Raw genomic sequence first — 13,592 nt, 5'->3', positions numbered from 1 at the left:
TCCTTGTTATGATGGAGTTAAAATGGTTATGGTACGCTAAAGGAGTGGACGGACATGAATATTGATTTTAATTTATTTATGAATGATATTGTAAAACAAGCGAGAGAAGAAATTAAGCAGGCAGGCTACACTGAGCTCACGTCAGCTGAAGAAGTAGACGAAGCACTGACTAAAAAAGGAACGGCACTTGTCATGGTGAATTCAGTATGCGGCTGTGCAGGCGGTATTGCAAGACCAGCTGCCGGCTATTCTGTTCATTACGATAAGCGTCCAGATCAATTGCTGACAGTGTTTGCTGGGCAGGACAAAGAGGCAACAGCAAGAGCTCGTGAATACTTTGAAGGCTTCCCACCATCTTCACCATCCTTTGCCTTATTAAAAGATGGAAAAATCATCAAAATGGTCGAGCGTCATGAAATTGAAGGGCATGAGCCAATGGAAGTCGTGTCAAAACTACAAGCCGCTTTTGATGAGCATTGCGAAGAAATCTAACATATGACTTTTGAATGAATAAATATAAAGCAGTCCGGTCTTTAGATCGGTCTGCTTTTTGTTTTATAAGACAATAGAATCAAAATAATTTTAGCAAAATACTATTGCATCTTAAAAAGAAAGTGTTTAAAATACATTATAGTGAATAAATATTCAAATCAATACATGATTTTAAATACTGGGAGGCATCATCATATGAAAAAGTGGTTATTATTACTTATGACAGCTGGTCTTGCAGCTGCACTCGCAGCATGCGGAACTTCTTCTAATAATTCAAACGCATCAGGAGATGACAAGACACTCGTGATGGCGACATCAGCAGATTATCCGCCATTTGAATCAAAAGACGGAGATAAAATTGTCGGTTTTGATGTAGATCTTGCAACAGCACTAGCGAAAAAGAACGGCTACAAGCTAGAAATTCAAGATATGGACTTTGCTAGCCTTGTATCAGCCCTTAAAACGAACAAAGCTGATATTGTCCTTGCAGGAATGACACCTACAGAAAAACGTAAAAAACAAGTTGATTTCTCTGATGTTTATTACAATGCTAAAAACTTGGTTGTATCAAAGAAATCTAGCGGTATTAAAGCAGAGAAAGATTTAAAAGACAAAACAGTCGGCGTTCAATTAGGTTCTATTCAACAAGATGAAGCAAATGGATTGCAAAAGAAATATAACCTTACAGTTGAAGACCGTAATAAAATTTCTGATATCATTCAAGAGATCAAAGCAGGCCGTTTTGATGCAGCAATTATTGAAGATAAAGTAGCTGCTGGTTACTTGAAAAAGGAAAAAGACTTCCAAGCATTTGGATTGAACAGCTCAAACGAAGGTTCAGCCATTGCATTCAAGAAAAATAGCGACTTAACAGCGAAGTTTAATAAATCATTAAATGAAATGAAAGATAATGGTGAACTTGATAAATTAATTAAAAAATGGTTTGCTGATGAAAAGTAAGTCAGGAAAAGGATCAGCGTCATTCAAGAAAATCAAGTAGAAAAGCGCTGAAAAGTTCAACTCGTGTTGAACTTTTTTCCTGTTTTGTATGAAGGCAAAAAAAAGGAGAATGTCATGTTTGATTTTAAAGATGTAATACCTCAGATGCCCTTTATTCTAGAAGGGCTTAAGGTCACACTTTCTATTGTAGTGGTATCCCTTTTCCTTGGATTTATCTTAGGAATATTATTAACGCTTTGTAAAATTAGTGTGTTTAAACCGCTCATTTGGATTGCAGACTTTTATACGTCAATTTTCCGAGGCACACCGCTTGTGCTTCAATTGCTCATTATTTATTTTGGTCTGCCTCAGCTTCTTGGGTTCCAAATCGATCAATACTGGGCTGCTGTAGCGGCATTTTCACTCAACTCCGCGGCATACGTATCTGAAATTATTCGTGCGGGTATTAATGCCATTGATAAAGGTCAAAAAGAAGCGGCCGTTGCTTTAGGCATCCCTTATGCTAAAATGATGAAGGACTTATTGCTTCCGCAGGCGTTTAAAAATATTTCACCTGCACTTGTGAATGAAACGATTACACTGACAAAAGAATCAGCGATTGTAACAGTCATCGGACTGGGTGATGTCATGAGACGAGCCTATCAAGCTGGGGCCGTCACGTATAATTATCTTGAACCGCTTATTTTTGCGGGTCTTATCTATTATGTCATCGTGCTTGTTCTCACCTTTGTCGGCAAATCGGTGGAAAGGAAGTTAAAATCAAATGATTAAAATAGAGAAACTCACAAAATCTTTTGGTAAAAACGAAGTTTTAAAGGGGATCGACACGACCATTAAAGAAGGGGAAGTTGTTGCGGTTATTGGACCATCTGGTTCAGGAAAATCGACCTTCCTCCGCTGCATCAACTTACTTGAAAAGCCGACTTCCGGTGTAATAACAATTAAGGACACCGAAATCACCAATCCAAAAACGAATGCACTAAAAGTGCGTGAGAACATCGGAATGGTATTTCAGCATTTCCATCTGTTCCCGCATAAAACCGTGCTGGAAAATATTACGTATGCGCCAATGAATGTGAAGAATCAATCGAAGGAAGACAGCATCAAGCAAGCTGAAGACCTGCTCAAAAAGGTAGGGCTTCTAGAGAAAAAAGATGATTTCCCGAACCGTTTGTCCGGCGGTCAAAAGCAGCGTGTGGCGATTGCACGTGCGCTTGCAATGACACCAGACATTATGCTGTTTGACGAACCAACGTCTGCCCTAGATCCAGAAATGGTCAAGGAAGTATTAGAGGTCATGAAAGAGCTGGCTCAATCTGGAATGACACTCGTCATCGTCACACATGAAATGGGCTTTGCAAAAGAAGTGGCTGACCGTGTGATCTTTATGGATGACGGGAAAATTGTAGAGGATGCAAACCCTGTACAATTTTTTGAATCACCGTCTTCACAGCGTGCGCAGGACTTCTTACAAAAAATATTATAAAGAAAAAGGGAAGGAGACTTAACATCTCCTTCTTTTTTTGATTATAATGGGGAAAGTAAAAAAAGTTCATCATTTCACAAAAGTGAATGGAAACAAGACAGAAAAGAGTGAATCACATCATGTTTAAAATCGGCTACCGAACGCTGAAAACAGCATTAGGAACAGCGATCGCTATTTATATTGCACAATTGCTTGGCTTGCAAAATTATTCAGCTGCCGGGATTATTACGATCCTGTGTATTCAGGTGACAAAGAAAAGATCACTCTTAGCATCGGGAGCCCGCTTTGCAGCATGCAGTCTTGCTATTTTATTTTCTTATTTATTTTTCGATCTGATCGGGTATCATCCTTTTGTGATCGGTTTGATGCTGCTTGTCTTTATTCCAACAACGGTTCTGCTTCGAATTAAAGAAGGGATTGTCACAAGTTCAGTCATCATCCTCCATTTATACATGTCTGGCGGGATTACCCCGCATCTCATTTGGAATGAATTGCTGCTGATTACCATTGGTGTTGGGGTAGCGCTGATTATGAACCTCTATATGCCTAGTGTTGATAAAAAACTCAAACACTACAGCGAACAGATTGAAGCCAACTTTGCTAAAATTTTTGAGGAAATCGAGCAATACTTAATGACAGGGAAGCAAGACTGGACAGGAAAAGAAATACCAGAGACACATCAATTGATTAAAGAAGCAAAAGCTCTCGCGTATCGTGATGTTGAAAACCATGTATTAAGACATGAAAACCTGTACTATCATTATTTCAACATGAGACAAAAGCAATTTGAAATCATTGAGCGTGTGCTGCCCAAAATTACGTCGATTTCCGTCACAACGGAGCATGGACAAATCATTGCAGAATACATTAGAGACTTACGCGAACATATTCACCCAGGGAACACAGCGCATAAGTTTTTAAGACGTCTCATTGATATGAAAGAAGAATTCGACGCACTTCCGCTCCCGCAAACACGAGAAGAATTTGAGGCAAGAGCGGCACTCTTTCATTTCCTCGGTGAAATGGAACAATATTTAGTACTGAAAAGCTATTTTAAAGGGATGAAAGAATAGAGACGCATGAGTTCCTCCTTCATTGGTCAATCTAATGAAAAAGGAGGAGCCTATGCGTCTTTTATTTTATACCGTACTGACCATGTCCCTTTCACCTATCTGGCCGCTTGGCCAAAACCCGCTGCCAGGTGACCCATTTGTCATTATTAATAAACAAACAAATGAACTTGCCTTTATTGATCAAGGGAAAATTCAAAAAGTATATCCTGCCTCTACAGGAAAAACAGCAGATTTAACGCCAGAAGGTGAATTTACCATTATGATCAAAGCGAAAGATCCCTATTACAGAAGAAAAAATATTGAAGGCGGTGCGAAGAATAATCCTCTTGGACGAAGATGGATTGGATTTGATGCACGAGGAACAGATGGCAGAACCTATGGAATTCATGGAACAAGTGATGAAACTTCGATTGGGAAATTTATCACGGCAGGCTGTGTGAGACTTCATAATCAAGATGTAGAGCTGCTGTTTGATCAGCTTCCAATTGGAACAAAGGTATGGATTACAAAATCAAGTGCTTCCTTTGAAACGCTTGCCAAAGACAAACAGGCCATTCGTTGATATCCCGAATCACCTGCTTGTCTGCTCTTATTCAATCCTTATAAAAAGGCTGCTGCTCCTGCTAAAAGTGAAGAAACTAACAGCAGGCTAATCATAAGCAATACCATAAATTTCATGAATTTTTGAGACATATCGCACCCCTATAACCGAAGATTTTTGCGACAAGCGCAGTTGTCTTTATTTTATCTGGTTTTTTCATATGCGACAAGTGATCAGCAAAGGAAGTGAACGGATGACACAAATCGATCATATTGCCATTGCCGTCTTTTCTATTAAAGAAACATCTCAAAAACTTCATCAGCTATTTAATTGGCATTTTTCAGACATACAGGAGATTCCTGAGCAGGAGATTAAAGCGTCCTTCGCTTCACTTGATGATCTGCACATTGAATTAATTGAGCCAATCTCAGCCCGCAGTAAACTACATAATTTCTTAACAAAAAGAGGAGAGGGGCTTCATCATATTGCGCTAAAGTCGGGTGACATTCAGGCTGATCTTAGCCGTCTCGATCACCTTGGCGTGCAGCTTCTCCAAAAAACAGCACAGTTGGGCGCCAGCGGCAAGCAAATTGCATTTATTTCACCTAAAGAAACGTCAGGTGTGTTATTTGAATTGTGCGAGTCCTTGAAAGGAGAGAAACATAGTGATGAATGAATCGTTCAATGACTTGTCTGAATGGCGGAAGAAAGCGTTAATGGGTGGCGGCGAAAAACGAGCAGCGGTTCACAAGAACAAAGGAAAGCTGACGGCTCGAGAGCGGCTTCATGAACTTCTTGACGAGGGCAGCTTGATGGAAATTCAGTCATTTGCAACAGGCGATCTGTCAGAGCATGTTGGAGACGGTGTCGTCATTGGAACGGGACTCATTCATGGAAAACCAGTATGTGTTTATGCACAAGATGCAACAGTATATGGGGGCTCATTAGGCGAAATGCATGCGAAGAAAATTGCCGCTTTAATGGATCTGGCCGCTAAAAATCAGATGCCGGTCATCGGTCTAAAAGACTCAGGTGGTGCGAGAATTCAAGAGGGTGTGGTATCATTAGAAGGATACGGACAGATTTTTAAACGGAATGTGCTGTACTCTGGTCGAATCCCGCAAATATCTGTTATTTTAGGTTCATGTGCTGGAGGTGCAGTCTATTCTCCTGCATTGACTGATTTTGTCTTCATGACAGAGCAAACAGCTCATATGTTTTTAACTGGTCCGAAAGTAATAGAAAAAGCAACAGGAGAAACGGTCTGTCCTGACCGTCTTGGCGGTGCAAGTGTTCAGCATCAGACAAGCGGGAATGTGCACTATACTGGGAAAGATGAGAAGGACGTGTTAAAAGCGGTTCGAACTCTTTTAACGTACATACAAACGAAACAACAGGCTGTCACACGCGCTGGGGTACGAAAGCACGATTCCGCCGATCCAGGCAGAATTCTGCCAAAGAATCCATCACGCACCTATGATGTCAAACAAGTGGTGACAGCGATAACCGATCCAGACTCATTCTTTGAAACGCAGCCTTGTTTCTCAAAAAATATTGTCACAGGTTTTGCCAGATTACAAGGAGCCTCCATTGGTGTTGTTGCCAATCAGCCAAAGGTGCTGGCAGGCAGCCTTGATCTTGACGCTTCCGATAAAGCGGCCAGGTTTATTCGATTTTGTGATGCGTTTCATATTCCGATCTTAACCCTTGTGGACGTTCCTGGTTTTTTACCAGGGGAGAAAGCTGAGCATGCAGGAATTATCCGCCACGGTGCAAAGCTTTTATATGCGTATGCTGAAGCAACCGTTCCCAAAATTACTGTGATTTTAAGAAAGGCGTTTGGCGGTGCTTATGTCGCGATGAATAGCAAGGGCTTAGGCGCTGACTTTGTTTATGCATGGCCAGAGGCCGAAATTGATGTCATGGGGAAAACGTTCGCAGACGAAATTGTTCATCCTGCTTCGCGCGAGTCTGAAAACAAACCAAGTGTATGGAAAGCGGCCCAGGCAGGTCTGATAGACGATATTTTTATGCCAGCTGAAACGAGAGAGCGATTGATCCGCTCATTTGATTTGCTTCGCAGTAAGGAAGAAGATAGACCGTTAAAAAAGCATGGCAACATGCCGCTATAAGAGGAGGAGCATCATCATGATCAATGAAAAACGCTTACTAGACGAATTTTTAGAATTAGTTCAGGTTGATTCAGAAACAAAACACGAAGAGAAAATTGTCGAAGTATTAAAAGAAAAATTCTCGCAGCTTGGTCTTAAAGTGGTTGAAGACGATTCAAAAGCGGCAACAGGCCACGGTGCAGGCAACCTTGTCTGCACATTAGAAGGGAACCAAGAGGCAGATACGATTTATTTCACTTCTCATATGGATACAGTTGTGCCGGGAAATGGCGTAAAACCAGTCATTGAGGACGGCTATGTGAAAACAGATGGAACAACTATTCTTGGTGCTGACGATAAAACAGGACTTGCTGCTATGTTTGAAGCGATCCGTGTGCTGAAAGAGAAAAATTTAAAGCACGGGAAGATTGAATTTGTGATCACAGCAGGCGAGGAATCAGGACTTGTTGGAGCAAAAGCGTTAGACCCAAATTTGATGACAGCGAAATACGGCTATGCCCTTGATTCAGATGGCAAGGTTGGTACGATTATCGTAGCTGCACCAACACAGGCAAAAGTACGCGCAACGATTTACGGAAAAACCGCTCACGCAGGTGTCGCGCCTGAAAAAGGTGTGTCTGCGATTACCATTGCATCAAAAGCAATTGCCAGCATGCCACTTGGCCGCATCGATGAAGAAACAACAGCGAATATCGGCCGTTTTGAAGGCGGAACACAAACGAATATTGTGTGCGATCAAGTCGATATTTTGGCGGAAGCACGCTCTTTAGAACCAGCAAAAATGGAAGCTCAAGTAGCGAAGATGAAAGAAGCCTTTGAAAAAACCGCTAAAGAAATGGGCGGAAGTGCCGATGTACAAATTGACATCATGTATCCAGGCTTCAAATTCTCACACGGCGATCAAGTCGTAGAAGTGGCGAAAAAAGCGGCAGCAAAAATTGGCCGTCCTTCAGAACTGCAGACGAGCGGCGGAGGCAGTGATGCAAACGTCATTGCAGGCAACGGCGTCCCAACTGTCAACCTAGCTGTTGGATATGAAGATATTCATACGAAAAATGAGAAAATGCCGATTGAAGAATTAGTCAAAACAGCTGAAATGGTTCTCGCCATTATCGAAGAAACGACAAATCCATCGTAAAGGCAGGAGACTCTGTGAGCGCGCAAAAGATTATTATTTTTCAGGTGGGGCAAGAGGAGTTTGGCATCAGTGTAGAGCATATTCGTTCGATTGAAAAGGTCCCTTACTTACAAGAAGTTTCGAACCTTCCAAAAGAAATTAAAGGGCTGATGTCATTAAGAGGAGAGGTCATTCCTGTCAGTGACACAGGTGTGATGCTTCACGGTAAGCCTCTTGATGTAAACGAGCAGTCAAAGGTGCTGCTATTTGAAGTAAACGATCAAATGATTGGCTGTCTTGTCTCAGATGCAAAAGATATTATCGATATCGAGCAAAGCGAGATCAAGCCATTTCATATGAACACGAAGGCCTCTGAATATTTCTTCGGCGTTGTGGAGAGAGAAAACAAAATGATTTTACAAGTGGACCCAAATAAGTTCCTTGGGAAAATTGAGGACCTCGATCAATTGCCAGACCGGTTGAAAGAAGAATTAGCATAATGAAAAGCCCCTTATCGTGAGATAAGGGGTTTATTTTTATTCAGCAGCTGGTTTGGCTTGTTCGTTAGCCGCAGCTTTCGTTTTTGATTTTTGGTACATGACATTTAAAATAATCGTTTGAATCGTGAGTAGTAGTCCGCTTGTCATCCAGTATAAAGGAAGAGCAGCGGGTGCATTAATTGAAAGAAACAGCATCATGATTGGGAAAATCATGCCCATCACTTTCGCCTGCTTCAGCGCAGCCTCTGTCTGGGTGCCTGATTGCTTCGCATATTTTTGCGTGACATAAAATTGTAAGAAATACATAGCCCCTGCAAAAATCGCCACCAATAAATCGGTTTGTCCTAAATTAAACCATAAGAACGTATGAGTTGCGATCTCAGGTGTTGAGCGGATTGCTGAGTAAAAGCCAAGAACAATTGGAATTTGTATCAGCATCGGCAGACAGCCCATGGCAAGCGGGTTCACATTGTTCTCTTTATATACTTTCATCATTTCCATTTGCAGTTCTTTTTGTTTTTCAGGTTCTTTCGTTTTCTTCAATTTGCTTTGTATTTGGTCAATCTGAGGCTTCACCAGTGCCATTTTTTCCTGCATGACTCTTTGCTTCTTAAATTGATTCGCAAAAAGCGGAAAAATCAGCAGGCGGACAATCAAGGTGACGAACATAATCGATAAACCATAATCATCATGAAAGAAGTTCGCAAGCCAAATGATCAGCTCAGAAAAAGGCTGAACAAAATAATGATGGAAAAACCCATCAGAGCTCGTATTCGTTTGCGTACTCGCTGCAAATGCAGGTGACGCAATCATCATCAAACATAAAGTCGTAAAAACAGTCAATAAACGTTTCAATTCGTTTCCTCCTCATGATTAAAAAAATTTAATAAGCGAGAGGAAGCGAATGGTCTTCATCATCATTAGATGATCTTTTCATTCGAATGACTTTACTAATCCAAGTTGTAATGCGATCATATATGATAAACAGAAAGTCTGTTCGATTCAAGCAAGATGCGTCCAACTCTTCCAAACGATGCCCACCAAGGTGTTCGTTCATACGGCAGTCTTTTAGTAAAAACGCAATGCCGATGGCCGTCAGCGCTGGAAGAATAATCGTAAAGAATTCAACAAGGAAAAAGACTTCATTGAAGGTATCAATAATCATGATTATCACATCCATTTCATTACTCACAGTGTACTATACACATGGTTAAATGTCTAACAGAACCGCGTGTTTTCTCCATTAAATAAAATTCCTTATTATGTATAAAATAGTAAATGTCATCCAAACTTCATATTTCCTATCCTATAATGAGGGGGATGAAAAGAAATGGAGGTTTTGAATATGACAAGTATTTACCCAAAGTTTCGAGCAGCTGCGGTACAAGCAGCACCAGTCTATTTAAATTTGGAAGCAACCGTTGAGAAATCATGTGACCTGATTGACGAGGCAGCTTCAAATGGTGCAAAGCTTGTGGCATTCCCAGAAGCATTTTTACCAGGTTATCCTTGGTTTGCTTTTATTGGTCATCCAGAATATACAAGAAAGTTCTATCATGAATTATATAAAAATGCAGTTGAAATCCCTAGCTTAGCCATTCAAAAAATCAGTGAAGCAGCAAAAAGAAATGAAACGTACGTTTGTATATCATGCAGTGAAAAAGATGGCGGCTCTCTCTATTTAGCTCAGCTTTGGTTTAATCCAAATGGAGATTTAATAGGAAAACATCGGAAAATGAGAGCTTCTGTAGCAGAAAGACTCATTTGGGGGGATGGAAGTGGCAGTATGATGCCAGTGTTTGAAACTGAAATTGGAAACCTAGGCGGATTGATGTGCTGGGAGCATCAAGTCCCGCTAGATCTTATGGCGATGAATGCCCAAAATGAGCAGGTACATGTAGCCTCTTGGCCAGGTTATTTTGATGATGAAATATCAAGCAGATATTATGCCATCGCGACACAGACATTTGTGCTGATGACATCATCTATATATACGGAAGAAATGAAAGAGATGATTTGTTTAACGCAGGAGCAAAGAGATTACTTTGAAACATTTAAGAGCGGGCATACGTGCATTTACGGGCCGGATGGGGAGCCGATCAGTGATATGGTTCCAGCTGAAACAGAGGGAATTGCTTACGCTGACATTGATGTAGAAAGAATCATTGATTACAAGTATTATATTGATCCGGCTGGACACTACTCCAATCAAAGTTTGAGTATGAATTTTAATCAACAGCCTACTCCGGTTGTGAAACAATTATACCCTCAAAAAAATGAAGTATTCACATATGAGGACATTCAATATCAACATGGTATACTTGAAGAAAAAGTGTAAATGAACGTGAAACCTTCTCTTTTTTAGAGAAGGTTTTTTTAAGGAAAGATGAAGTAAATCAATGTATAATCAAAAGCAGCTGATCAAAATTTAGGTAGACAAGAAAATGGGGTTATGCCAGTGTCAAATATTATTTTTCATATAGACATGAATGCTTTTTATGCCAATGTAGAAATGGCGTATGATCCTTCTTTGCGAGGGAAACCTTTAGCCATCAGCGGAAATGCAAAAGAGCGTAAAGGGATTGTTGTGACGTGCAGCTACGAGGCGAGAGCATTAGGTGTGAAGCCCCCGATGCCCTTGTGGGAGGCGAAGCGGCTATGTCCGGGACTCATTGTCCGCACACCGAACTTTGACCGGTACCGCAGCTCCTCACAAGAGATGTTTACAATACTTAGAGAATACAGCGATTTAGTCGAACCTGTATCGATTGATGAGGGCTACATTGATTTAACGCATACGCCATATGCCGAGCATGCGGTAAAAACAGCTCATGATATTCAAACAAGGCTAGTAGAGGAGCTGATGCTTCCTTCAAGTATCGGCATTGCACCGAATAAATTTTTAGCGAAAATGGCGTCTAATTGGAAAAAGCCAATGGGCATCACCATATTGCGTAAACGAGATGTTCCGAACATGCTTTGGCCGCTCCCTGCTGGTGATATGCATGGGGTTGGACAAAAAACGGCAGATAAATTGAAAACCATCGGAATTCATACTATAGAAGACTTAGCGAAAGCGAATGAGTATACGCTAAAAGAATTGCTTGGCATTAATGGACCGAGATTAAAGCAAAAGGCGAACGGTGAACATGACGGCATCGTGGACCCAGAAAGAATATACGAATTTAAATCCGTCGGCAATTCATCCACTCTGCCTCATGATTCGGATGATTCAGATGAACTTGTCACGTTAATTGATAAGCTGTCACAATCTGTGAGTGCAAGGTTAAGGAGAAAAGAAGTGATGGCGAATCGGCTGCTCATCATGATTCGGTATGCAAGCTGGAAAAATATCACGCGAAGTGTCATGCTCACAAATCCAACGGATCGAAAGGAAGACATATTTGAAGCGGCAAAACAGTTATTCCTGAAACATTGGAATGACCAGCCAGTGAGGCTCTTAGGTGTGACGGGGACAGACCTTGTCGAACGAAAAGCAGCCGTTAAACAGCTTGATTTATTTTCATATACAGAAGATGCAAAAGAAGAGCCCCTCCAAACCATTTTAGATGGACTGAAAGAAAAATATGGAAAGCCACTGGTGCAAAGAGGGATCACCATTAAGGAAAAAGAGAGTAAAACAAGCGGGACAAGTTTTAATAAAGATTTTTTTCAGGACGAAAGAGGAAATGACTAGCCTGAAAACTTGATAAAAGAGGTGATGTTGTGGTAATTTCAAAGGGTACATCATTTCAGCAGTAATCAATATAGTGTGTTAGAAGGGACGTCAGAATTATGTCAAAACAACAAATCGGTGTGGTTGGACTAGCCGTTATGGGGAAAAACCTTGCCCTCAATATTGAAAGCCGCGGTTTCTCCGTATCCGTTTATAACAGATCTAGCAGCAAAACAGAAGAGTTTCTTCAAGAAGCAAAAGGAAAAAACGTTGTTGGCACATACAGCATCGAAGAATTTGTTCAGTCGCTTGAAACACCGCGTAAAATTCTTTTAATGGTAAAAGCTGGTGCAGCAACAGATGCAACCATTCAATCATTACTTCCTCACCTAGAGAAAGGTGACATTTTAATTGATGGTGGAAATACATATTACAAGGATACACAAAGACGTAATCAAGAGCTTGCAGAAAGTGGCATTCACTTTATTGGTACAGGTGTTTCCGGCGGTGAAGAAGGCGCGCTAAAAGGTCCTTCCATCATGCCAGGCGGTCAAAAAGAAGCGCATGAGCTAGTGAAACCAATTTTAGAAGCGATCTCTGCGAAAGTAGATGGCGAGCCTTGTACAACGTATATCGGCCCAGATGGAGCAGGACATTATGTCAAAATGGTTCATAACGGTATCGAGTACGGAGATATGCAATTGATCTCTGAATCATACTTTATCTTGAAGCATGTTGCTGGATTGTCAGCAGGGGAGCTTCATGAAGTATTCTCAGAGTGGAACAAAGGCGAGCTTGACAGCTATTTAATCGAAATTACAGCTGACATTTTCACAAAAGTGGATGAAGAAACAAACCAGCCGCTTGTGGATGTGATCTTAGATAAAGCTGGTCAAAAAGGAACTGGAAAATGGACAAGCAAAAGCTCACTTGATCTAGGTGTCCCGCTTCCAATCATTACTGAGTCTGTTTTTGCGCGCTACATTTCAGCAATGAAAGATGAGCGTGTGGAAGCAAGTCAATTGATCCAAGGTCCTGAGCCTGCGCAATCAGCTGAGAATAAACAAGAGCTGATCGAAGCGGTTAGAAAAGCCCTATTCATGAGTAAAATCTGTTCTTACGCACAAGGCTTTGCGCAAATGAAAGCAGCGTCTGATGAATATAACTGGGATTTAAAATACGGTGAAATTGCGATGATCTTCCGCGGCGGATGTATCATTCGTGCAGCCTTCTTACAACAAATTAAAGAAGCATATGACCGTAATCCTGAACTGAAAAACCTATTGCTTGATCCATACTTTAAGGATATTGCTCAAAACTATCAATCATCACTTCGTAAAGTCATTTCACTTGCAGTGGAACAAGGAGTTCCTGTTCCTTCATTCTCAAGTGCACTTGCTTACTTTGATAGCTATCGCACAGCTGTCCTTCCAGCGAATTTAATTCAAGCACAGCGTGACTATTTCGGTGCACATACGTATGAGCGCACAGATAAAGAAGGCGTATTCCATACTGAATGGATGAAATAAACAGAACGACTGATAAACCTTACCTTTGGTAAGGTTTTTTTGTTTGCATATTTTCGGCTAAAAATGAGAAAAAGAGGGATGCTATG

Annotated in this window: 16 protein-coding genes; 13 read left to right on the top strand and 3 right to left on the bottom strand. The window is 41.0% G+C overall.

All coding sequences use genetic code 11. The features are described 5' to 3' along the window. The first annotated feature begins 54 nt into the window (after positions 1 to 54). From AMR95_RS07760 to AMR95_RS07735, 6 genes are all read left to right on the top strand, one after another. On the top strand, positions 55 to 492 hold the full coding sequence (locus AMR95_RS07760) for a BrxA/BrxB family bacilliredoxin (RefSeq protein WP_024428021.1): 438 nt from the start codon (positions 55 to 57) through the stop codon (positions 490 to 492). Between the two features lie 195 nt (positions 493 to 687). Further along, positions 688 to 1,452: a transporter substrate-binding domain-containing protein gene (locus AMR95_RS07755; RefSeq protein ID WP_041086095.1), complete on the top strand. Its 765-nt coding sequence runs from the start codon at positions 688 to 690 to the stop codon at positions 1,450 to 1,452. 114 nt (positions 1,453 to 1,566) lie between these two features. Next, a complete protein-coding gene (locus AMR95_RS07750; RefSeq protein WP_039179807.1) occupies positions 1,567 to 2,223 on the top strand; it encodes an amino acid ABC transporter permease in 657 nt (218 codons plus the stop codon). Further along, positions 2,216 to 2,938 (top strand): amino acid ABC transporter ATP-binding protein, encoded by a 723-nt coding sequence (locus AMR95_RS07745; protein WP_034280282.1) that lies wholly within the window; start codon positions 2,216 to 2,218, stop codon positions 2,936 to 2,938. The genes AMR95_RS07750 and AMR95_RS07745 overlap by 8 nt, the downstream gene beginning before the upstream one ends. A 119-nt stretch (positions 2,939 to 3,057) precedes the next feature. Continuing rightward, complete coding sequence (locus AMR95_RS07740) at positions 3,058 to 4,011, top strand: aromatic acid exporter family protein (RefSeq protein ID WP_058838014.1); 954 nt, start codon at positions 3,058 to 3,060, stop codon at positions 4,009 to 4,011. A 52-nt stretch (positions 4,012 to 4,063) separates the two neighbouring features. Then, positions 4,064 to 4,573, top strand: coding sequence for a L,D-transpeptidase (locus AMR95_RS07735; RefSeq protein ID WP_041106809.1), 510 nt, complete (start codon positions 4,064 to 4,066; stop codon positions 4,571 to 4,573). 38 nt (positions 4,574 to 4,611) lie between these two features. Here AMR95_RS07735 and prli42 read toward each other — a convergent pair whose 3' ends face one another. After that, the gene (prli42, locus tag AMR95_RS19490) at positions 4,612 to 4,704 is read right to left on the bottom strand and encodes a stressosome-associated protein Prli42 (protein ID WP_149126490.1); all 93 of its coding nucleotides are present in this window, start codon (positions 4,702 to 4,704) and stop codon (positions 4,612 to 4,614) included. 101 nt (positions 4,705 to 4,805) lie between these two features. On the opposite strand from prli42, the gene mce reads away from it, so the two are divergent. Genes mce through AMR95_RS07715 form a run of 4 tightly spaced genes read left to right on the top strand, consistent with a single transcriptional unit; the run spans position 4,806 to position 8,301 of the window. After that, positions 4,806 to 5,228 (top strand): methylmalonyl-CoA epimerase, encoded by a 423-nt coding sequence (gene mce, locus AMR95_RS07730; RefSeq protein WP_058838013.1) that lies wholly within the window; start codon positions 4,806 to 4,808, stop codon positions 5,226 to 5,228. Beyond that, positions 5,221 to 6,684, top strand: a complete 1,464-nt coding sequence (locus tag AMR95_RS07725; RefSeq protein WP_058838012.1) for an acyl-CoA carboxylase subunit beta — start codon at positions 5,221 to 5,223, stop codon at positions 6,682 to 6,684. The genes mce and AMR95_RS07725 overlap by 8 nt, the downstream gene beginning before the upstream one ends. A 16-nt stretch (positions 6,685 to 6,700) precedes the next feature. Further along, entirely contained in the window at positions 6,701 to 7,822 is a 1,122-nt protein-coding gene (locus AMR95_RS07720) for a M20/M25/M40 family metallo-hydrolase (protein WP_058838011.1), read from the top strand. Between the two features lie 14 nt (positions 7,823 to 7,836). Next, positions 7,837 to 8,301, top strand: a complete 465-nt coding sequence (locus AMR95_RS07715) for a chemotaxis protein CheW (protein WP_039179788.1) — start codon at positions 7,837 to 7,839, stop codon at positions 8,299 to 8,301. A 36-nt stretch (positions 8,302 to 8,337) separates the two neighbouring features. Here AMR95_RS07715 and AMR95_RS07710 read toward each other — a convergent pair whose 3' ends face one another. Then, a complete protein-coding gene (locus AMR95_RS07710) occupies positions 8,338 to 9,156 on the bottom strand; it encodes a membrane protein insertase YidC (protein ID WP_058838010.1) in 819 nt (272 codons plus the stop codon). A 28-nt stretch (positions 9,157 to 9,184) separates the two neighbouring features. Then, on the bottom strand, positions 9,185 to 9,466 hold the full coding sequence (locus AMR95_RS07705; RefSeq protein ID WP_058838009.1) for a hypothetical protein: 282 nt from the start codon (positions 9,464 to 9,466) through the stop codon (positions 9,185 to 9,187). Positions 9,467 to 9,646: 180 nt separating this feature from the next. On the opposite strand from AMR95_RS07705, the gene AMR95_RS07700 reads away from it, so the two are divergent. From AMR95_RS07700 to gndA, 3 genes are all read left to right on the top strand, one after another. Then, complete coding sequence (locus AMR95_RS07700; RefSeq protein ID WP_058838026.1) at positions 9,647 to 10,639, top strand: carbon-nitrogen hydrolase family protein; 993 nt, start codon at positions 9,647 to 9,649, stop codon at positions 10,637 to 10,639. A 114-nt stretch (positions 10,640 to 10,753) separates the two neighbouring features. After that, positions 10,754 to 11,998 (top strand): DNA polymerase IV, encoded by a 1,245-nt coding sequence (locus AMR95_RS07695; protein WP_058838008.1) that lies wholly within the window; start codon positions 10,754 to 10,756, stop codon positions 11,996 to 11,998. A 98-nt stretch (positions 11,999 to 12,096) separates the two neighbouring features. Then, positions 12,097 to 13,506, top strand: a complete 1,410-nt coding sequence (gene gndA / locus AMR95_RS07690) for an NADP-dependent phosphogluconate dehydrogenase (protein ID WP_039179776.1) — start codon at positions 12,097 to 12,099, stop codon at positions 13,504 to 13,506. Positions 13,507 to 13,592: the final 86 nt, after the last annotated feature.

Origin of the sequence: Bacillus sp. G1(2015b), from assembly GCF_001482475.1 — a bacterium.
Lineage (GTDB): Bacteria > Bacillota > Bacilli > Bacillales > Bacillaceae > Bacillus > Bacillus safensis.
This window is presented reverse-complemented; position numbering and strand designations above follow the sequence as displayed.